This window comes from Streptomyces sp. NBC_01089 (genome assembly GCF_045162975.1).
Lineage (GTDB): Bacteria > Actinomycetota > Actinomycetes > Streptomycetales > Streptomycetaceae > Streptomyces.
Genome location: NZ_CP108660.1, coordinates 4,045,539 through 4,064,151, shown reverse-complemented (window position 1 = coordinate 4,064,151; position 18,613 = coordinate 4,045,539). Strand labels below are relative to the sequence as shown.

The 18,613-nt window shown below is 70.4% G+C and carries 23 protein-coding genes; 12 read left to right on the top strand and 11 right to left on the bottom strand.

The genetic code is table 11. The features are described 5' to 3' along the window. Positions 1-7 precede the first annotated feature (7 nt). Positions 8-403, bottom strand: coding sequence for an ATP-binding protein (locus OG510_RS17975; protein WP_406138016.1), 396 nt, complete (start codon positions 401-403; stop codon positions 8-10). A 277-nt stretch (positions 404-680) separates the two neighbouring features. On the opposite strand from OG510_RS17975, the gene OG510_RS17970 reads away from it, so the two are divergent. Both OG510_RS17970 and OG510_RS17965 read left to right on the top strand, forming a co-directional pair. Continuing rightward, positions 681-1,520 (top strand): helix-turn-helix domain-containing protein, encoded by an 840-nt coding sequence (locus tag OG510_RS17970; RefSeq protein WP_406142440.1) that lies wholly within the window; start codon positions 681-683, stop codon positions 1,518-1,520. Between the two features lie 3 nt (positions 1,521-1,523). Continuing rightward, positions 1,524-1,700: a DUF397 domain-containing protein gene (locus OG510_RS17965; protein WP_406138014.1), complete on the top strand. Its 177-nt coding sequence runs from the start codon at positions 1,524-1,526 to the stop codon at positions 1,698-1,700. Positions 1,701-1,792: 92 nt separating this feature from the next. On the opposite strand, the gene OG510_RS17960 is transcribed toward OG510_RS17965, so the two are convergent. Further along, positions 1,793-2,767 carry a Bro-N domain-containing protein gene (locus OG510_RS17960; RefSeq protein WP_406142439.1) on the bottom strand — a complete coding sequence of 325 codons (975 nt, stop codon included), beginning with the start codon at positions 2,765-2,767 and terminating at the stop codon, positions 1,793-1,795. A 357-nt stretch (positions 2,768-3,124) separates the two neighbouring features. On the opposite strand from OG510_RS17960, the gene OG510_RS17955 reads away from it, so the two are divergent. After that, positions 3,125-3,862, top strand: coding sequence for a S1 family peptidase (locus OG510_RS17955; protein ID WP_406138012.1), 738 nt, complete (start codon positions 3,125-3,127; stop codon positions 3,860-3,862). 94 nt (positions 3,863-3,956) lie between these two features. On the opposite strand, the gene OG510_RS17950 is transcribed toward OG510_RS17955, so the two are convergent. From OG510_RS17950 to OG510_RS17935, 4 genes are all read right to left on the bottom strand, one after another. Beyond that, a complete protein-coding gene (locus OG510_RS17950; protein WP_406138010.1) occupies positions 3,957-4,094 on the bottom strand; it encodes a hypothetical protein in 138 nt (45 codons plus the stop codon). 350 nt (positions 4,095-4,444) lie between these two features. Beyond that, on the bottom strand, positions 4,445-5,521 hold the full coding sequence (locus tag OG510_RS17945) for a CU044_5270 family protein (protein ID WP_406138008.1): 1,077 nt from the start codon (positions 5,519-5,521) through the stop codon (positions 4,445-4,447). Next, positions 5,518-6,174: an RNA polymerase sigma factor gene (locus OG510_RS17940; protein ID WP_406138007.1), complete on the bottom strand. Its 657-nt coding sequence runs from the start codon at positions 6,172-6,174 to the stop codon at positions 5,518-5,520. The genes OG510_RS17945 and OG510_RS17940 overlap by 4 nt, the downstream gene beginning before the upstream one ends. Positions 6,175-6,469: 295 nt before the next feature. Beyond that, a complete protein-coding gene (locus OG510_RS17935; protein ID WP_406138005.1) occupies positions 6,470-6,943 on the bottom strand; it encodes a carboxymuconolactone decarboxylase family protein in 474 nt (157 codons plus the stop codon). Between the two features lie 127 nt (positions 6,944-7,070). Here OG510_RS17935 and OG510_RS17930 point away from each other — a divergent pair, with 127 nt between their 5' ends. The 3 genes from OG510_RS17930 (at position 7,071) to OG510_RS17920 (ending at position 9,684) form a co-directional block, all read left to right on the top strand. Beyond that, positions 7,071-7,595, top strand: coding sequence for a pyridoxamine 5'-phosphate oxidase family protein (locus OG510_RS17930; protein WP_406142438.1), 525 nt, complete (start codon positions 7,071-7,073; stop codon positions 7,593-7,595). Positions 7,596-7,741: 146 nt separating this feature from the next. Further along, the gene (locus OG510_RS17925; protein WP_406138003.1) at positions 7,742-8,395 is read left to right on the top strand and encodes a GntR family transcriptional regulator; all 654 of its coding nucleotides are present in this window, start codon (positions 7,742-7,744) and stop codon (positions 8,393-8,395) included. Then, entirely contained in the window at positions 8,392-9,684 is a 1,293-nt protein-coding gene (locus OG510_RS17920; protein WP_406138001.1) for a nitrate/nitrite transporter, read from the top strand. Before OG510_RS17925 ends, OG510_RS17920 begins: the two co-directional genes overlap by 4 nt. 112 nt (positions 9,685-9,796) lie before the next feature. Here the strand turns inward: OG510_RS17920 and OG510_RS17915 are convergent, their stop codons facing one another. After that, complete coding sequence (locus OG510_RS17915) at positions 9,797-10,621, bottom strand: maleylpyruvate isomerase family mycothiol-dependent enzyme (protein WP_164264711.1); 825 nt, start codon at positions 10,619-10,621, stop codon at positions 9,797-9,799. Between the two features lie 185 nt (positions 10,622-10,806). On the opposite strand from OG510_RS17915, the gene OG510_RS17910 reads away from it, so the two are divergent. The 5 genes from OG510_RS17910 to OG510_RS17890 all read left to right on the top strand — a co-directional run bounded on the left by OG510_RS17910 (position 10,807) and on the right by OG510_RS17890 (position 14,947). Further along, entirely contained in the window at positions 10,807-11,598 is a 792-nt protein-coding gene (locus tag OG510_RS17910; RefSeq protein ID WP_406138000.1) for a carbon-nitrogen family hydrolase, read from the top strand. A gap of 150 nt (positions 11,599-11,748) precedes the next feature. Then, positions 11,749-12,396, top strand: coding sequence for a class I SAM-dependent DNA methyltransferase (locus tag OG510_RS17905; RefSeq protein ID WP_406137999.1), 648 nt, complete (start codon positions 11,749-11,751; stop codon positions 12,394-12,396). A 174-nt stretch (positions 12,397-12,570) separates the two neighbouring features. Beyond that, complete coding sequence (locus OG510_RS17900) at positions 12,571-12,969, top strand: GntR family transcriptional regulator (protein WP_164264708.1); 399 nt, start codon at positions 12,571-12,573, stop codon at positions 12,967-12,969. Next, positions 12,966-13,880 (top strand): ABC transporter ATP-binding protein, encoded by a 915-nt coding sequence (locus OG510_RS17895; RefSeq protein WP_406137997.1) that lies wholly within the window; start codon positions 12,966-12,968, stop codon positions 13,878-13,880. The genes OG510_RS17900 and OG510_RS17895 overlap by 4 nt, the downstream gene beginning before the upstream one ends. A gap of 110 nt (positions 13,881-13,990) precedes the next feature. Beyond that, positions 13,991-14,947, top strand: a complete 957-nt coding sequence (locus OG510_RS17890) for a hypothetical protein (protein WP_406137995.1) — start codon at positions 13,991-13,993, stop codon at positions 14,945-14,947. 151 nt (positions 14,948-15,098) lie between these two features. Here OG510_RS17890 and OG510_RS17885 read toward each other — a convergent pair whose 3' ends face one another. The 3 genes from OG510_RS17885 to OG510_RS17875 form a co-directional block, all read right to left on the bottom strand. Next, positions 15,099-15,602 carry an LURP-one-related/scramblase family protein gene (locus OG510_RS17885; protein ID WP_406137994.1) on the bottom strand — a complete coding sequence of 168 codons (504 nt, stop codon included), beginning with the start codon at positions 15,600-15,602 and terminating at the stop codon, positions 15,099-15,101. Between the two features lie 76 nt (positions 15,603-15,678). Further along, positions 15,679-16,074 carry a DNA-binding protein gene (locus OG510_RS17880; RefSeq protein ID WP_406137993.1) on the bottom strand — a complete coding sequence of 132 codons (396 nt, stop codon included), beginning with the start codon at positions 16,072-16,074 and terminating at the stop codon, positions 15,679-15,681. Beyond that, positions 16,071-16,364, bottom strand: coding sequence for a hypothetical protein (locus OG510_RS17875; RefSeq protein WP_406137992.1), 294 nt, complete (start codon positions 16,362-16,364; stop codon positions 16,071-16,073). The genes OG510_RS17880 and OG510_RS17875 overlap by 4 nt, the downstream gene beginning before the upstream one ends. 120 nt (positions 16,365-16,484) lie before the next feature. Here OG510_RS17875 and OG510_RS17870 point away from each other — a divergent pair, with 120 nt between their 5' ends. Continuing rightward, positions 16,485-18,299, top strand: coding sequence for an NHL domain-containing thioredoxin family protein (locus OG510_RS17870; RefSeq protein WP_406137990.1), 1,815 nt, complete (start codon positions 16,485-16,487; stop codon positions 18,297-18,299). A gap of 33 nt (positions 18,300-18,332) precedes the next feature. On the opposite strand, the gene OG510_RS17865 is transcribed toward OG510_RS17870, so the two are convergent. Continuing rightward, positions 18,333-18,554, bottom strand: a complete 222-nt coding sequence (locus OG510_RS17865) for a DUF6458 family protein (protein ID WP_164264703.1) — start codon at positions 18,552-18,554, stop codon at positions 18,333-18,335. Between the last annotated feature and the right edge of the window lie 59 nt (positions 18,555-18,613).

Here is an 18,613-nt window from a genome sequence, read left to right as displayed (position 1 = left end):
CCCGGCGTTACCCGGTTTCCAGGTCCAGCTCGGCCCAGACGGCCTTGCCGACGGTCAGGGTCTGTACGTCCCAACGCGCCGCGACCGCACCGACGATGAGCAGCCCGCGCCCGAACTGATCGCCCGGCTCGGCGACCCGCGGCACCGGCAGCCGTTCCCCGCGCGGATCCGTCACCGCGATCCGGAGGGCCTTGCCGTCGAGCGTGACGTCGACCCGGAACAGCCGGTCCCGCAGACAGCCGTGCAGTACGGCGTTGCCGCAGAGTTCACCTGCCACGAGTGCGGCGTCACCGGCGAGTCCGGGATGACCCCAGTCGGCGACGAGCGAGGCGACACGTCTGCGCGCCAGGGGCACGCTGCGCGGGTACGGGGGGTAGCTGACCTTGTCGTGCCGGACGGTCATGACACGTGCCTCCTCATACGGATACGAGTGCGGCGGTGGCATCGCCGCGCCGGCCGGGCAGGCCGGAGCGGTGCACTTCCGCCAACTGGCCGCGCTGTGCGAGCGGTTGAGTACTGACCGTAGTGATGTGCTGCCGTAGTGTGCAAGCAGTCACGGGGAAAGATATCCCCACGGAGTTTGTTCGACTGCGTGTGTTGACGGCACACTGGCGCAGAGACGGGGAGAGAGGTCGGCTGTGGCAGCAGAGCAGGCAAGCCGGGGTAGTCGCGTGTCCACCGTGCTCGGGCGCAAGCTGGGTGGTGAGCTGCTTCGCCTGCGTGATGCGGCAGGCTTCACGCAGCCGCAATCCGCAGAGGCGCTGACGGCGACCGCTGCCAAGGTGGCGAAGATGGAAAGGGGCTGGGTTCCGTTCCGGGACCCGGACATCCGCGCCCTGTGCGATCTCTATGGCGTCGATGACTCGGCAACGCTCGCACGCCTGTTGAACCTGGCGAAGGCGGACCGGGAACGCCGCAAGGCGAAGGGCTGGTGGAACCAGTACCCGGAGCTTCGCTCGCTGGTGGAGTACGTCGCCCTGGAGGACATCGCGACTGGAGTGCGCACGTGGCAGGGGTCCTTCGTGCCCGGCCTCCTTCAAACGCCGGATTACGCATCCGCATTGGCGGTGGGCAACGCCGACTGGGAGGACCCTGACGAGATCGAACGGTTCGTCGAGGCGAAGATCGCCCGTCAGGCCCGTCTGACGGAGAGCAAGCCGCTTCAGCTGTGGACGGTGATCGGGGAGGGCGCCCTGCGTCAACTGGTGGGTGGACGGAACGTCATGCGGGCCCAGCTTGCCCGTATCGCGGAGGCCGCCACCCTTCCGAACGTGAAGGTTCAGGTCGTGCCGTTCCTGGCAGGCTCACACCCTGGAATGACGAGTGCATTCAGCATCGTCTCCTTCGCAGAACCAGGCGCTATGGACGTGGTCTACATGGACACCACGTCGTCTACGCTGTGGCTTGAGAGTGAGGCGGACGCCGCACGTCACAACGTCACGTTTGACCGGATCGTTCGCAACGGGCTCGCTTCTCAGGACTCGGTGACCCTGATTGAGCGCATCCGTAAGGAGCTGTAGGCCGTGTCGCATTTCGATTTCGTCAAGTCCAGCTACAGCAGCGGAAATGGCGAGTGCGTCGAGGTCGCTCTGAACGTCCCCAACACGGTCGCCGTACGGGACTCGAAGGACACAGCGGGGCCCGTCATTCGTCTCGCGCCGGCCGCATGGGATGCCTTCCGTTCGGGCCTTACGGGCTAGCCACCTGCGACGTACTCCTTGCGCGGGCCGCCGAGGGGGCATCCGCGATTCCTCGTCGCGGATGCCCCCTCGGGCGTGAGCTGTCGCCGCCTCTACGGGCGGTTCAAGATATAGACAGGTGCCCCGTCCGCCGACGCTCCCGTGGGCTGGATGCATGCGTGCTTACGCATGAACCGCAGACACTCGTTGACGCGGTTCTCCGAGAGGCCGGTTTTCGCTGCGATGGATTCCAGGGGCATGCGCAGTTCACCGTCGGCGGCGAACAGCGGGGCGATGGTGAGCGCTACCGCCCACACGTCCTCGGTCACCGACATGCGAGCCTTCCAGTCGGCCAGTACGGCCTCTGCGGTCGGGCGGGAGGGGCGTCCGTCCGGGATTTCTGGATTGGCGGGCAAGGTGCCGAACCGGTCCGCGATCCGTTCGGCGGATCGGGCAGTGGTCTGTTGTGCCGCGAGCATCTCCCGCTGCATCGAAAGAGATTCGCGTTGGAGTGCGAGGTGTTCCCTCTCCATCGCGAGCCGTTCACGCTGTACGGACGCGAACTCCTCGTCCAGCCGTATGTTGCGCTCCTCAAGGCGGACGATCGCTTCCACCATCTGTTCCGGCATGGCGTGCGCCACTGGGGCCGTCGGCTCGGATGGCTGAATCTCTGCTGTCGGGAGACTGTAAGACCCGGTGTGCTGGATGGTCTGGACAACCTCCGAGACCCACTCCTTGAAGGGCTGACACGACTGCTTCGTGCAGCCGTTGACGAGCAGGATGAGCCCCTGCAGGTCGATGAGTTTCAGGTCTCGGCGCCACTCTCTACCTGCGGGAATGCTGAGACCGTAAGCTCCAGTGACGGTCCCGAGGAAGTCTCGATGCCGTTCTGGGACGTGATTCAGAAGCATCATCCGGGAGTTGGTGTACCCGAGTTCCCGGCAGACATCCACCGCCGGGAACCAATGGGATCCGTCCGGCATGGTCAGCCTTCGTAGGCGCGTTCCCGTCGCTCCGTAGACGAAGTCGCTGATGTCCATTGCCTCGGCCCGCGTGCACATGTCGGGCTGTGCGTTCTGTTGGTCCATATGAACCACCTCCACGCGGAACGTAAAGCGGCGTAAATGGAATATGCCAGCGGAGGATGAGATGTTCATGATTGCGAGTGAATGTCCTCGAAAACGCTGCGGATCGGATGCGCTTGAGCGTTTCGGCGCCGGCCTTGCCGCGTGCGACGCGTTTCGTGTCCACGTAGCGAACGTTCAACTCACCGACTGGGTAGCCGTGATGCCCTGACTGTCTCGATTCGGTGTCACTCCGAGAGGGGCTGGGCGGATGGCTTCCCGTCAGCGTCTTACGGGTCAGGCCATCCGTCCTGAGATGGCCGGCGCGAGGCCCGCGCCGCAGAAGCGGCGGGTCCCGCCCGAGGAAGGGAGTCGCATCGGATGTCGCACCGGATTCGTGTTCTTCTGCTGGCCGTCTCGCTGCTGGTCACGGGCGGACTGATGTCAGCCGCACCGGCTTCCGCCGTCATCGGCGGGTCGGTGAGCACGTACGCCCCATGGGCGGTCCGCATGGTGGTCGACGGCAAGCAGGAGTGCACCGGGACCGCGATCTCGTCGCAGTGGATCATCAGTGCCTCGCACTGCTTCTTCGAGCAGGCGCAGCCGGTCGCCGACTCCCGGATCTCGTTCCGGGTCGGCAGTCTCGACGAGCGCAAGGGCACCACGGTGCACCCCGTACGGGGCAGCCGGGTGGGCAGCGCGAAGGCCGACATGATGCTGATCAAGGTCTCGCCGATGAAGGTCCGGACGGCCGAGCTCGCCACGTCCGGGGCTCACCCGGGCCAGCTCGTACGGCAGTACGGCTGGGGGGCCACCTGCACGGGGGACGAGAACACCTGCCAGTCCCCCGTGGTCAAGCAGTCGAAGCTGCGGGTGCTGCGGTCGGACGACCCCCGGTGTGACGGTCTCGCCGCGCCGGGCGGCACGGACTTCTGCGCCGAGAAGGTGTCCGGGATTCCGGCCGGCGGTGACTCCGGGGGCCCGGTGATGACGATCGGCCCGCGCGGCAGCGAGAGGCTCATCGGCGTCTTCTTCGGCTCCGACCGGGCGAAGTTGGCCGGGGCCGGTGAGGTCTCCCAGCAGCTCAAGTGGATCCGGTCGGTCATCGACCGGCACTGATCCACCTCGCCCCGAACTGCATTGCGCTTCGGAGGGGCTGCGGCGAGTCGTACGCACGAGAAAGCCCTGGTCGCACGTGGCCGGGGCTCGATGCTCAGTCCTGCATGGTGTCCGGGACGGGCGGGGCGATGAATGCCCGCACAGGCTGGGGCTCCGGGTCTTGCGACTCCGGTGTCTGTGTGGCTTCCCACGCTGCCACCAGCTCCGCGTACCGGGGGTCGGTCCACTCCATGTGGCCTCCCTTCTCCCAGCAGGCTATCGATCAGCCCTCGGGTTGGGCTGCCAATGATCGTGCAGCCCCGGGAATGCTGGCACTTCGCCGCGACGGCCGTGTACGGAGCGGCCGCGCGGGCTCTGGTCGTGAAGGCCATCGAGGCACTGCGCTGACTCCGTGGACCGTGGAGATCTCTGCGAATCACGGAACACGGCAAGGCGTGGAGCGGGACTCCACGGGCCGGGAAAGAGCGCGAAGGAGCGGGCGGGCCGCCGGCCGTCCGGGGCCCGGCGGCGAAGCCCCCGGGCCCCGCGGCGTGATGTGCGGGGCCCGGGGGTGCGGCCCTGGCTGTGACCAGGCGTGCGGCCTCAGTCCAGGTAGGTGTCGTACTGCTCGACGTCACCGGGCTTGAGCTGCATCTTCGGGTCGGTCTTGATGCTGGAGAGCTCCGTGCCCAGGATGCGTCCGGTGTGCTCGTCGAGGATGATCGTCCGCCGCACCGTCCCCTTGAAGTCCACGCCGTATGCCTGGCCCTGGCGCCCCGCACGGTCCTTGACCGGACCGAGGGTACGCAGGCCGGACTTCTCGGCGAGCAAGCCGTCGATCGCGGCCGTCTGGGCGGGCCCGGGCGTCCAATCACGCAGCAGCGTTTCCACGGAGTCCATCGTCCAGTACGCGCTGCCGCGGGAGTCCGGGTTGTCCTTCGCCAGGTAGTCGGCGAAGCCGCGGACGGTCTTCGGGGGGGTGTTCCGGAAGGTGGCGAACTTCTCCCACGAACCCGCCGGCAGGTGCGTGCGGCGGACGACCCGGCCGTCCTTGATGTCCTGTGCCTCACCGCTGCCGTCGGCGTTGTAGCGCGCGCGGGACTCGTCCACCGGCATCTGCTCCGGCTTGTGCTTGCCGTCGTCCCACATTCCCAGTGCCCACTCCCGGCGGTGGGTCCCGCGGTGCGCGGCGCCGTGGGAGCCGGCGAGGGCGGCGGCCCGCTTCGCGACGGTGGCGAGCGGCACGGTGGCCCGGGAGTTCTCCACCTTGAGCGGGGCGGGCGCGGCGACGGCCGTCTGACCGGTGCTGCCGGTGATGGCGAACCCCGCCACGGTCGCCGCGACGACGGCGGCAGCCGCTCCGAGGGACATCGACCGGCCGGGCGTCAGCCGGCCGAAGGCCCAGGGGCGGGCGGCTGCGGAGCGGGACTTGGCGGAGTTCGCGGCGTCGGACGTGGTGGCCGTGGCGTTGATCTCGTTCATCAGGTGTGCTCCGAGCTCCGCGTGACGGGTGGGCGAAAGCCGGGGGCCGGCGGGCGGCGGGACCATCTCGCGCAGCGCGGCGAGCTCGGTGCGGTCCCGGGCCTCCTGCCACTCCCGGCTCCCCTCCTCATGGGCTGGGCCCGCCGGGCGGGAGGACGGGGTGGCGGCGCCGGAACGGTTCCGGAACAGGGCGTTCATGCGAGGTTCTCCTGGGTGGTTCGAGCCGGAATGCTGTCTACGCGCTGTATCTGTCCGCTGCCTCCGGGGAGTTCCCGGCCGGGTGCGCTCCGTGTGCCGTCGTGCCGGGTGGCCGGGTGCCCTACGGAGTCGCGCAGCTTGGCGCGGGCGCGGGACAGCCGGGAGCGCACGGTGCCGACGGGTATGCCCAGGGCCTCGGCGGCGGACGCGTAGTCAAGACCGCCCCAGACGCACAGGGTGAACACCTCGCGCTCGGTGCGCCGCAGTCCCTTGAGCGCCGCCTTGGCCGCGGCCAGCTGTTCGGCGTCCGCCAGCCGCCCGGTCACTTCGTCGGCGAAGTCCGGGACGGTGTCCGTGCGTGGCATCCGGGCCAGGGCTCTCTGGTGCCGCCGCGCCGAACGGGCTGTGTTGCGCAGGACGTTGGTGGCGATTCCGAGCAGCCAAGGGCGCAGACTGCCGGTCTCCTCCGGGCACAGCCGCTCGCGCGAGCGCCACGCCTCCAGGTAGGTGAGGGAGACGACATCCTCGGCCGTGGCCCAGTTTCCGGTGGACCACAGGGCATGGCGGTGCACGGCGTCCGCGTGCTCCCGGAACGCCTCGGCGAGCGCGGCCGGGTCACCTTCGCGGAGACGGGCGCGGGTTGAGTGAGTCACGTGGAGTACTGTCCGACCGGTCCGGCGGGTTCCTGTGACGTGTGTCACGGGTCCTGGGTGGAGGCGCGCTGAAGCTGGACTCGAACCGAACTGGAGGGAAGGAGGCGCGCCTGACAGCACCTGACGGTATACGGGCCGCGAGGGCATATCCCTGGGCGGCAGGGCCGGGCAGGGCCGGGCCGGGCAGGGCAGGGCAGGGCAGGGCAGGGCAGGGCCCCGGGGGCACCGGCGGTGTCCGGTGTGCGGAGAGCCGCCGGGTTGCCGCCCCCGGGCCGGGTGCCGTTGCCTGCAAGGGTTATCCGAGCTGGCCGGGCTGGTAGCTGCCGCCGGGCTGCCGGTTGATGACGTTGCCACGGTTGAAGGCGTTGATGATGGCGATCTGGCCCACCAGGGCGGCGAGTTGGTCCTCGTCGTAGTGCTTGGCGGCGTTGGCCCAGACCTCGTCCGTGACGCCGCCGGCCGCGTCGGCGAGGCGGGTGCCCTGCTCGGTCAGCTCCAGCGCCGCGCGCTCGGCCTCGGTGAAGACGGTGGTCTCCCGCCAGGCGGCGACCAGATTGAGACGAAGGGCGGTCTCACCGGCCGCGGCGGCGTCCTTGGTGTGCATGTCGAGGCAGCCGCCGCACCCGTTGATCTGGCTCGCACGGATCTTCACCAGCTCCTGCGTCGCGGGAGGCAGCGACGAGTCGGTGATCGCCTTGTTCGCCGCGATGATGTGCTTCCAGACCTTGGCTGCGACCGGGTTGTCGAACATGTTCATACGGGCACTCATGGCGTGCTCCTCTGTCGTTGTCATGGTCGATGTCGGTACATCGATGCCTGCACTGGTAACGACGGAGCGGGCCGCCCCGATGTGACATCCGCGCACACCGCGGCAGCGGGCGTAGGCCGAAAGTCCGCTGCGGGCGGGGCCGGGGGCCGAGGCGGGGTGGTGGCCGCGGGGGCTGGAATGGGCGGATGAGCGTCCCGCCGGTCCCGCCGGCCCCGCCGACTCTGTCGATCCCGCCGAACTTGTCGAGCCCGCCGGTCCCGCCGAACTTGTCGAGCCCGCCCTCCTGGAACGTCTGGCCACCGAACGCCACGTCTGGCTGTGCGGTGTCCGTCCCGACGGGTCACCCCATGTGACGCCGGTGTGGTTCGTCTTTCTCCGCGACAGCTGGTGGATCGGCGTGGACAGCGGCTCGGTGAAGGTGCGCAATCTCCGGGAGAACCCCCGGGTGTCGCTGGCGCTGGAGGACGGCCGGTCCCCTCTCGTCGCCGAGGGCGATGTGCGCCTCCGGGAGGACGTGTTCCCCGCGGAAGTGACGGCCGCGTTCGCCGCGAAGTACGCCTGGGACGTCACGGTGCCGTACCGCCAGGACAGCGGGCGCGTACTGCTGCAGGTCCAGGTCAGGCGCTGGCTGCTGCGCGGGGTTGCGCAGTGAACCCCGCTGGGTCCGTACTGCCCGCGGAGTGAAGGCCGACCCGACCCGACCCGGCCTGATGCGGTGCCCGGGCCCGAGCCCGGGCACCCCGTCCCGGCATGCGGACGGCTCTCCCGACGCATCCCTGTTGTATCTATGCTGTGCGCATGCCAGTCGCCCCGCTGAAACAGCCCCCCGCAGCCGACCGTGTCTACGCCCACGTCAAACAGGCCGTACTCGACCGTCGCTACGAGGGCGGGACGCTGCTCACCGAGGGGGAGCTGGCCGAGGCCGTGGGGGTTTCGCGGACGCCCGTGCGGGAGGCGCTGCTCAAGCTGGAGGTGGAGGGGCTCATCAAGCTCTACCCGAAGAAGGGCGCCCTGGTCCTCGCCGTCTCCGCGCAGGAGATCCACGACGTGGTGGAGACCCGGCTGCTGGTCGAGGAGTTCGCCGCGCGCAAGGCCGTGCCCGCCGCGCCCCAGCTCATCGAGCGGCTGACCGAGCTGCTGGCCGAGCAGACCGCGCAGGTGGAGTCCGGTGATCTGGCCGCGGCCGCCGTCAGTGACCGCTGCTTCCACGCGGAGATCGTCCGCAGCGCGGGGAACGAGATCCTCTCCCGCCTCTACGACCAGCTGCGCGACCGGCAGCTGCGGATGGGGGTCGCCGTGCTCCAGGCGCACCCCGACCGCACCAACACCACCCTCGCCGAGCACGGCGAGATCCTGGAGGCGCTGCGCGGCGGGAACGCCGACGACGCCGTCGCGGTCGTCCGCCGCCATGTCACCCGCATCCGGAACCTGGCCCGGGGAGAAGACCGATGAGCGCTGTCCTGCCCGGCGATCCACCGGGAGGGCGGCGTGCGGTCACGGTGTGGTCGATCGGCGTCGCCGTCTACTTCGTGGCGATCGTCTTCCGTACCAGCCTGGGCGTGGCCGGTCTGGACGCCGCCGACCGCTTCCACGTCAACGCCTCCGCCCTGTCCACGTTCTCCATACTCCAGCTGCTCGTCTACGCCGGGATGCAGATACCCGTCGGCCTGCTCGTGGACCGGCTCGGCACCAAGAAGGTGCTGACGCTCGGGGTGGTGCTGTTCACGCTGGGGCAGCTCGGCTTCGCGTTCTCCCCCACGTACGGAACGGCCCTCGCCTCCCGCGCGCTGCTCGGCTGCGGTGACGCCATGACCTTCATCAGCGTGCTGCGGCTCGGCACCCGCTGGTTCCCGGCCCGGCGCGGCCCGATGGTCGCCCAGCTCGCCGGACTCGTCGGGATGGCCGGGAACCTCGTCTCGACCATCGTCATCTCCCGTACGCTGCACGGCCTCGGCTGGACCACCACCTTCGCGGGCAGCTCGCTCGCCGGGGTGCTGGTGCTCGTCGTGATGCTGCTGTTCCTGAAGGACCACCCCGAAGGGTTCGAGCCACCGCCCGCGCCGCACCCGGGCGCCGCGTCGGTGCGCCGGCAGATCGCGGCGGCCTGGCGGGAGCCCGGCACCCGGCTCGGGATGTGGGTGCACTTCACCACGCAGTTCCCCGCGATGTTCTTCCTGCTGCTGTGGGGCATGCCGTTCCTCGTCGAGGCGCAGGGCCTGTCCCGGGCCACGGCGGGCGAACTGCTGACGCTGATCGTGCTCTCGAACATGGCCGTCGGCCTGATCTACGGGCAGATCATCGCCCGGCACCAGGGCGCCCGCGCCCCGATCGCACTGTCCACCGTCGGCGCCACCGCGCTGCTCTGGGCCACCACGCTCGCCTACCCGGGCGACCACGCGCCGATGTGGCTGCTGGTGACGCTGTGCACGGTGCTCGGCGCCTGCGGCCCGGCCTCGATGATCGGCTTCGACTTCGCGCGCCCCGCCAACCCGCCGGAGCGCCAGGGCACCGCGTCCGGGATCGTCAACATGGGGGGCTTCGTCGCGTCGATGACGACGCTGCTCGCGGTCGGGGTCCTGCTGGACGCGACGGACGACAACTACCGGATCGCCTTCTGCTCCGTGTTCGTCCTGGAGGCGCTGGGCGTCACGCAGATCCTGCGGCTGCGGCGGCGCAGCGCACGCCGGGAGAGGGAGCGGCTGGTGACCAGCCGGGTGGAGGCGGTGCACGTACCGGCGTAAACCCGGGAGGGGACGGGGGGTTACGGCGTCGGCGTCACGTCACCAAGGCGCCGGCGTCAGGGCGTCGGCACCGTGGCGTCACCGGGCCGCGTCACGGCGTCACGGCTCCGTGTCACGGCGTCACGGCGAACGACTGGAGGATCGCGGCGGCCAGTTCCTGGTCGCCCTCGGCCTTGATCTCGTCCGACACCGCGGACAGCCTGACCCGCCCGCAGGCCAGCCTGAAGTACGTCTCCCAGTCCATCGCGATCGTCACGGCGGGACCCAGCGACGGCGAGCCGTCGACCGTACCGCGCCCCTCGGCGTTCACCCGGACCGTCCGCATGAACTCGACGGCGCCGGTGATGTCGAAGACGACCGCGGTGTTCGGCGGCGCGCCCGCCTCCTTGGCGACGACCTTCGGCAGCGCCTGCACCAGGGTGTCGCGGGCCACATAGGCACCCGGCGAGTCCAGATTGCCCGGCTTGCCCAGGGTGGTGCGCAGATCCTGCTCATGCACCCAGACGTCGAACGCGCGCATCTGCAGCGCCAGTTCCAGCGTCTGCTCCGTACCGAGCGGCGCGCGCACCAGGGTGTCCGGCTGCCGGGTCTCGTTCCGCAGCTGCCGCGAGCGCCGGATGATCGTGTACTCCAGGTCCGCGGTCATCTCGGGCGAGGTGTGGTGGCGGCGCACATCGACCTGCATCTCCATGTACCGCTGGTGGTCCGTCTGCACATGGAAGAGGTCGCGGGGCAGGGTGTGGATCGGCCGCGGGTCCCCGAGCTGCTCGTTCTCCATGCCGATGATGTGGGAGATGATGTCGCGCACCGACCAGTTGGGGCACGGCGTCCCGCGGTTCCACTCGCCTTCGACGAGCGGCTTCACCAGCTCGGATATGGCTTCTGCTGAGTGGGTCCAGGCGTCGGCATAGGTCTGAAGGCTTGGATGGACTGTCACGGGACCCCTCGGAGCGGTGTTCTGCGGTACGGCGGGCGTAGACCTGCTGGTTTTCGAGGCACTGCTGGGGGTCTGGGGGCATCCCCCCGGAAGGCACAGTACGCTGCCCAGTGGCACCCCGGCAGTGCTTTCGTGTGACGATCGTAGGCCCGCGTTGACGGCCCGAATGCCAGGACGGTGGTACTGTGCGCGCCTCTCTTCTTCAGATCGCAGTGAATCCTGCGGAATCGCCCGGTTCGCGCCGCTTGCGCGTGGCCGGTCTCGTACGGGAACAGTCGGCTGCGGATCTCGTCGTGCTGCCCGAACTGTGGCCCGTGGGCGCCTTCGCGTACCGGTCGTTCGAGGCCGAGGCCGAACCGCTGGACGGCCCCACGCACGAGGTGATGGCGCAGGCCGCCAAGGACGCCGGGGTCTGGCTGCACGCGGGCTCGATCGTGGAGCGGGACCCCGACGGCGCCCTCTACAACACATCCCTGGTCTTCACGCCCGACGGCGAACGGGCCGCCGCCTACCGCAAGATCCACCGCTTCGGCTTCGACAAGGGCGAGGCGGTCCTGATGGGGGCGGGCGACACCCTGGTGACGGTGGACCTGCCGGAGACCACGCTCGGCCTGGCCACCTGCTACGACCTCCGCTTCCCCGAAATGTTCCGCGGCCTGACCGACGCGGGCGCCCGCCTGCTCGTCGTCCCCGCGGGCTGGCCGGAGCGCCGCCGCTCGCACTGGACGCTGCTCGCGCAGGCGCGCGCGGTGGAGAACCAGGCGTACGTCCTGGCCTGCGGGTCCGCCGGTACGCACGCGGACGTGGAGCAGGCGGGGCACAGCATCGTGGTCGACCCCTGGGGCGAGGTGCTCGCCGAGGCGGGCGCGGGCGAGGAGGTCCTGACCGTCGAGCTGGACCCGGGGCTCGTCGCCACGACCCGCGAGCAGTTCCCCGCCCTGAAGGACCGGCGGCTCGGACTGGCCCCGCCCCGCTGAGGCCCGCCCTGCTGAGGCCCACGGCGCTGAGGCCCGCCCTGCTGAGGCCCGCGCCGCCCGAGGAGTACCGGCCACCGGTCACCAGCCAGAGGTGACCGCCAGGCCACCCGCCACCCGCCACCCACGACGTACGGAGCACGGAGCACCGCCATGACCGAACCCGGCTGTCTGCGCACCATCCGCGCCTCCTACGACACCGTCGCGGTCGCCTACGAGGAGATCGTCCGCGACCACCTCGCGAACAGCCCCTACGACCGGGCGATGCTGGCCGCGTTCGCCGACCAGATACGGACGGACGGCGGCGGCCCGGTGGCCGACATCGGCTGCGGGCCCGGCCGGGTGACCGCCCATCTGGACGGTCTCGGCGCCGACGCGTTCGGCATCGACCTCTCGCCGGGGATGGTCGACGTGGCCCGCAGGACGTATCCGGGGCTGCGCTTCGACGTGGGCTCGATGACCGCCATCGACCTGGCGGACGGCTCGCTCGCCGGCCTCGTCGCCTGGTACTCGATCATCCATCTCCCGCCGGAGCTGCTGCCCTCGGTGTTCGCGGAGTTCCACCGGGTGCTCGCGCCGGGCGGGCGGCTGCTGCTCGCCTTCAAGGCCGGGGACGAGATCCGCCATCTCGACCACGGCTACGGGCACGAGCTCTCGCTCGACGTGCACTGGCTGCCGCCGGACCGGGTCGCCGGATGGCTGACCGACGCCGGGTTCGACGTACGGGCCCAGCTGGTACGCGAACCCGATCCGCAGGAGAAGCAGCCGCAGGCGTACCTCCAGGCGACCAGGAGCCACTGAGCCACTGCGCCACTGAGCCGGGGGCCGGGGGCCGGGGGCCGGGGCCGGCCGGGCCCGAGCCGTCTCGGCGACGCACACCCCGCCCACGCGTCGCTCCTCACACACCACGGACTTGACGTGTCGCACGACGCCGTGCGAAGTTTCACTAGTCAATTAGTGAAAGAGGGTGCGCCGGTGGCCGATCACCACGTCGAATACCGCATCGACCGGCACAGCGGCATCCCCGCCTATCTGCAGATCGTGCAGCAGACCCAGCAGGCCCTGCGCCTGGGCCTGCTCGAACCGGGGGACAAGCTCCCCACGGCGCGTGAGGTCGTCGAAGTCACCGCCATCAACCCGAACACCGTGCTCAAGGCGTACCGCGAGCTGGAGCGCTCGGGACTGGTCGAGGCGCGGCGGGGGGTCGGCACCTTCATCCGCAAGGCGCTCGACGGCGCGGGCGCCGACTCGCCGCTGCGGGCGGAGCTGGACGGCTGGGCCCTGCGGGCCCGCGCCGCAGGTATCGGCCGGGAGAGCGCATCCGAGCTGCTGACCTCGGTCCTGGACGAGCACTTCCCGAAGGGGGATCAGTGAGCACCACCAACAGTGCCCCGGCGGTGATCGAGGCGTCAGGACTGACCCAGCGCTACGGGCGGGGCCGCCGCGCGGCCCTCGCCCTGGAGGACTGCTCCTTCCGGATCCCGGCGGGCAGTGTCTGCGCGCTGGTCGGCCCCAACGGTGCGGGCAAGTCCACCTTCCTGCGGATCGCCGCCGGACTGCTGCCGCCGGACAGCGGCACCGTCAGCGTCCTGGGCGCCGCGACCGGCACCCACCGCGACCGGGTCGGCTATCTGGACCAGAACCAGCCGCTCTACGGGCACCTCTCCGTCGCCGACACCCTCGACCTGGGCGCCCGCCTCAACGCGGGTCACTGGGACGCCGGTTACGCGGCCCGGATCGTCGAACAGGGCGACCTCGACCCCGGCCGCCGGATCCGCGGTCTCTCCGGCGGCCAGCGCACCCGGGTGGCGCTCGCCCTCACCCTGGGCAAGCGGCCCGACCTGCTGCTGCTGGACGAGCCGATGGCCGAGCTCGACCCGCTGGCACGTCAGCAGCTGATGGGGCTGCTGCTGGCCGACGCCGCCGAGAACGGCACCAGCATCGTGCTCTCCTCGCACATCGTCTCCGAACTCTCCTACTCCTGCGACCACTTGCTGCTCATCGACGACGGCCGGGTGCGCCTCGCCGGCTCCGTCGACGAGCTGATCGCCGCGCACACCGTGGTCACCGGCCGGGGCGCCGACCTGGCCCCGCACACGGTCGTCGAGTCGCACCCCACCGGCCGCGGCCTCACCGCCCTGATCCGGCCCCGGGGGCCGCTCGCCGACACCTGGCAGGCCCAGGCACCCACCCTGGAAGAGCTGCTGCTGGCCCACCTCCGTACGCCGTCGTCCCCGGCGTTCCTCACCCCGGACATGCGCGGTGACACCACACCGGCGGCCTGACCGCCCAGGCCGCGCACACCACGACTCCCGTCACGACTGCCGTTCACGACTCCTGCTGACGACTCCCGTTCCCCCCACCGCCGTTCCGCCACCGCTCACAAGGACATCTCATGGCCACCGCATCCCTGGACAAACCCGCCCCCACGCCCCCGCTCCGCCCCTCGCCGCTCGACCTGCTCCGGGCCGAACTGCGCCTGCACCGGGCAGCGCTGTGGATCTGGACGGCGTTCGTGGTCATCACCGCGGGGCTGCTGCTCTGGCTGACCGGGCCTGGCGCGAGCACCACGCAGAAGGCGTTCGACAAGTTCGGCTACGCCGGAGTGCAGCTGGAAGCCTGGAAGGGCCCGGTGCACAACGTCTTCCTCTCCACCACGTACAACGACCTCTTCTACGACCCGTCGAAGCTGATCACCCTCGCCACCTTCTGCGTGGCTCTCTTCGCGGCGGGCCCGCTGATCGCCCGTGAGCTGGAGAGCGGCACCACCAGGCTCGCCTGGTCCCAGTCGGTGTCCCCGGCCCGCTGGCTCGCCGCCAAGCTCGCCGTCCCGGCTGTCGTCGCCACCGTGGGCACCGGTCTGCTGATCCTGCTCTACCGGCTGCTGTGGTCCTCCCACAGTGATCTGCTGCGGGCCGGGTACGACCCCCGCCACCTGTACTTCTCCATCGGCCCCGCCACGGTGCTCGCCCCGCTCCTCGCCCTCGCCCTGGGCGCGCTCTGCGGACTGCTGCTGCGCCGCACGCTGCCCGCGATGGCCGTCGCCGCCGTCCTGCAGTACGTGGTCACGGCCATCCGCAGCGGCCTGTGGCCCTTCCAGCGCGCGTTCCAGGTGCCCGATCTCTCCGTGCACAGCCGGGCGATCACGTCCTCCGGCGCCCGGATCACCGACCCGGAGTGCTACGACAAGGCGGCCTGCCTCGCCAAGCACCACGTGACCGGCTTCACCCGCACCTACCTCCCGTCCGACGACTTCTGGACCCGCCAGCTCCTGGAGAGCGGCGTCCTGATCGCCCTGACCGCGCTGGCGGTCGGCATCGCCTTCTGGACACTGAAGCGCCGCACGGTCTGACGGCCCGGCCACTGCACAGTCCGACCGCCGCAACGTCCGACCACCGGCCGGGGCCCCCGCTCAACGGGCCCCGGCCTTGCGCTGTGGCGACGGCAACGGCGGCAACGGCAGACGACGGAACCGGACACGAGAGCTGCCCGGTCCACGCGCGTCAGCCTTCGTGCTCCTTCTCGTGCTCCTTCTCGTGCATGTGGATCACGGAGACCGCGATGGCGATCATCAGCGCCGGGTCGGAGTCCTCACGCACCACGTTCACGGCGTACGCGTCACGGACGCTGAACCACTTCTTCGAGATGTCGGCCAGCAGCTCGTTCTCGTACTCGACCGCGAACTCGCGGTCCAGGATGTTCCCGCTGACCTCAAGCTCGGTGCCGTCGACCAGCTTCACGCGGTAGTGGTCGTGCAGCAGGGTCAGCTTCTTCTTCCTGACGGTGGCCAGCTCCTCGCCGTCCCGCTTCAGGGTCATCGTGTCGCTGATGGCGATCAGCTTCTCCTTGAGCGTGATCAGCACCCGCCCGTCGAGATCCTTCAGCTCAAGGGTGTCGCGGACGCGCATCACCTTGCCGTCGACGAGATACGCCTTGTGGCCGTTCTCGTCCTCGATCCAGTAGTCGTCGCCGATGTCGAAAATTCGGTCGCGCACAAGGAATTTCATGCGGATGACGTTACCGCCGGACGGCGTACCGGATCAGGGCCGGGCGGACAGGACCGGGTGAACTCCCGGGAGAATGTCAGACCTTGACCACGGTGACGCCTTTGCCGCACAGCGGCACCAGGTCGTCCACGTCCGACGTCAGGACGGTGACGGGCCCGGACGCTGCCCGCGCGGTGGCCGCGACGATCGCGTCCAGGGCGTACTTGTGGCCGCCGCCGCTGCCCGCCTCCCTGAGCAGCCCGACCGCCCGCGCGGCGGTCTCCTTGGTCACCGGCTCCACCGTCAGCCGCGACAACGCCCAGTCCATGCGGCCCCGGTGCACGCCCTGCGGGTCGGCCTCGACGAGCGTCACCGCGCTGGTCACCACACGGACGTCATGGCGCAGGGCCGCCGCGAGCCTGGCCGTCATGGTGCGGTCCGTGCGGAGGTAGAGCGACAGCGCCTGGCTGTCCAGCACCCACGTACCGCTCACGCGGCGTGTTCCGAGCCGGGCCGCGCGGAGCCGAACATCTCGCGCTCGGCGGCCTCGATCTCCTCGGGCGTCAGCTCGCCGTGGATCTCCTCGTTCGCCGCGATCAGCTCCGCGAGGCTGTCCCGCTCGATCTGGCGCTGTATGGCGGCCTCGATATAGGGGGAGACCCCGCGCTTGCCGACGCGGGCGCGGACGGCGGAGATGGTGCCCTCGTGGACGGACACGGACACGGATGTCGTCGGCCCCTCGCCCGGAGGGTAGACCGCCTCGCTCCTGCTCGGTTCACTCACATCCGCAACTCTAACAAAACTTCTATGAGAGGGGCCCGCGGGGAGAGCCGCCGCCCGCTGCCCCCGCCCCGCGGGTGACGTGCCGCGGACCACACGGGGCCGGGTGGCACCCTTGACGGCATGAACGATGTGACTCCCGCACCCCGTCGCGCCCGTGTCCGTGCCCCCGAGCTTGTCGGCAAGGGCGGCTGGCTGAACACAGGCGGTCAGCAGTACACCCTCGCCGACCTGCGAGGACGCATCGTCGTTCTGGATTTCTGGACCTTCTGCTGCATCAACTGCCTGCACGTCCTCGATGAGCTGCGCGAGCTGGAGCAGCAGCACAGCGACACCGTCGTGATCATCGGGGTGCACTCCCCGAAGTTCGTGCACGAGGCCGAGCACCAGGCCGTCGTCGACGCCGTCGAGCGGTACGGCGTGCACCACCCCGTCCTGGACGACCCCGAGCTGGCCACCTGGAAGCAGTACGCCGTCCGGGCCTGGCCGACGCTCGTGGTGATCGACCCCGAGGGGTACGTCGTCGCCCAGCACGCCGGCGAGGGCCACGCCCACGCCATCGAGACGCTGGTCACCGAGCTGGAGGCCGAGCACGCGGCCAAGGGCACACTGCGGCGCGGCGACGGGCCGTATGTCGCGCCCGAGCCGGTCGCCACCGATCTGCGCTTCCCGGGCAAGGTGATCGCCCTGCCCGGCGGCAATCTGCTGGTGTCCGACACCACTCGCCACCAGCTGGTCGAGCTGGCGCCCGACGGCGAGACCGTCGTACGGCGCATCGGCGGCGACGGCGTCTTCAACGAGCCGCAGGGGCTCGCGCTGCTGCCCGGCGGGAAGGTCGCGGTCGCCGACACCGTCCACCACGCGATCCGCACGTACGACCCGGAGAGCGGCCGGATCGAGCTGGTCGCGGGGACCGGGAAGCAGTGGTGGCAGGGGTCGCCGACCAGCGGCCCCGCTCTCGGTGTGGCGCTGTCGTCGCCCTGGGACCTCGCCTGGTTCGGCGGGCGGCTGTGGATCGCCATGGCCGGTGTCCACCAGCTGTGGACGTACGACCCGGAGACCGGCACCGTCGAGGTGGCGGCCGGGACCACCAACGAGGGGCTGGTCGACGGACCGGCCGCCGACGCGTGGTTCGCGCAGCCGTCCGGTCTCTCGGCCGCCGGGGACCGGCTGTGGATCGCCGACTCCGAGACGTCCGCGCTGCGCTGGATCGAGCAGGACGCCGACGGAGGCACCGCGGCGGGCGCCGTCGTGCACACCGCCGTCGGCACCGGGCTCTTCGACTTCGGCCACCGGGACGGCGATGCCGAACAGGCGCTGCTCCAGCACCCGTTGGGCGTGACGGCGCTGCCCGACGGCTCGGTCGCGGTGTCCGACACGTACAACCACGCGCTGCGCCGCTACGACCCGGCCACCGGTGAAGTGACCACCCTGGCCACCGACTTGCGGGAGCCGAGCGACGCGGTGCTCGTCGGGGACGACATCGTGGTGGTGGAGTCCGCGCGGCACCGGCTGACCCGGCTGCGGCTGCCCGACGAGGCGGTACGGGTGGAGAGCGTCGCCCACCGCACGCAGCGGGCCGCCACCGATGTCGCGCCGGGCAAGCTCCGGGTGGACGTCGTCTTCCAGGCGCCGGCCGGCCAGAAGCTGGACGTCCGGTACGGGCCGTCCACCCGGCTGCTGGTCTCCGCGACCCCGCCCGAGCTGCTGCTGGACGGGGACGGGGCCGGTACCGACCTCTTCCGTGACGTGGTGCTGAACCCGGAGGTCACCGAGGGAGTGCTCCATGTGTCGGCGATGGCCGCGTCCTGTGACGACGACCCCGCCAACGAATATCCGGCCTGCCATGTGCACCAGCAGGACTGGGGCGTCCCGGTCCGCGTGACGGACGAGGGGACGGCCCGGCTGCCGCTGGTGCTCGCGGGAATGGACGGCTGACCGCCCTGCTGCCCGGCGGCGGCCGGACGGCCGTCAGCCCAGGTGGTGGTGGTCGTCCTCGACGACCGTGGTCGAGGTGGGCATCGTCGGGCGGCGACGGCGCAGGACGCTGGTGTAGACCGCGATACCGATCACGCCGACCAGCATCATGATGATGCCGACCATGTCCAGGTTGACGCCGTTCACGTGCCAGTCGGTTGCGAAGGTGAGGATGCCCCCCACCACGAGAAGAAGGATGCAGCCGCCTAGGCCCATCGGTGTTCGCCTCCGAAGTCGTTGTGGCTGTTCCGGTCCGTACAGGGCGCGTACCCGGG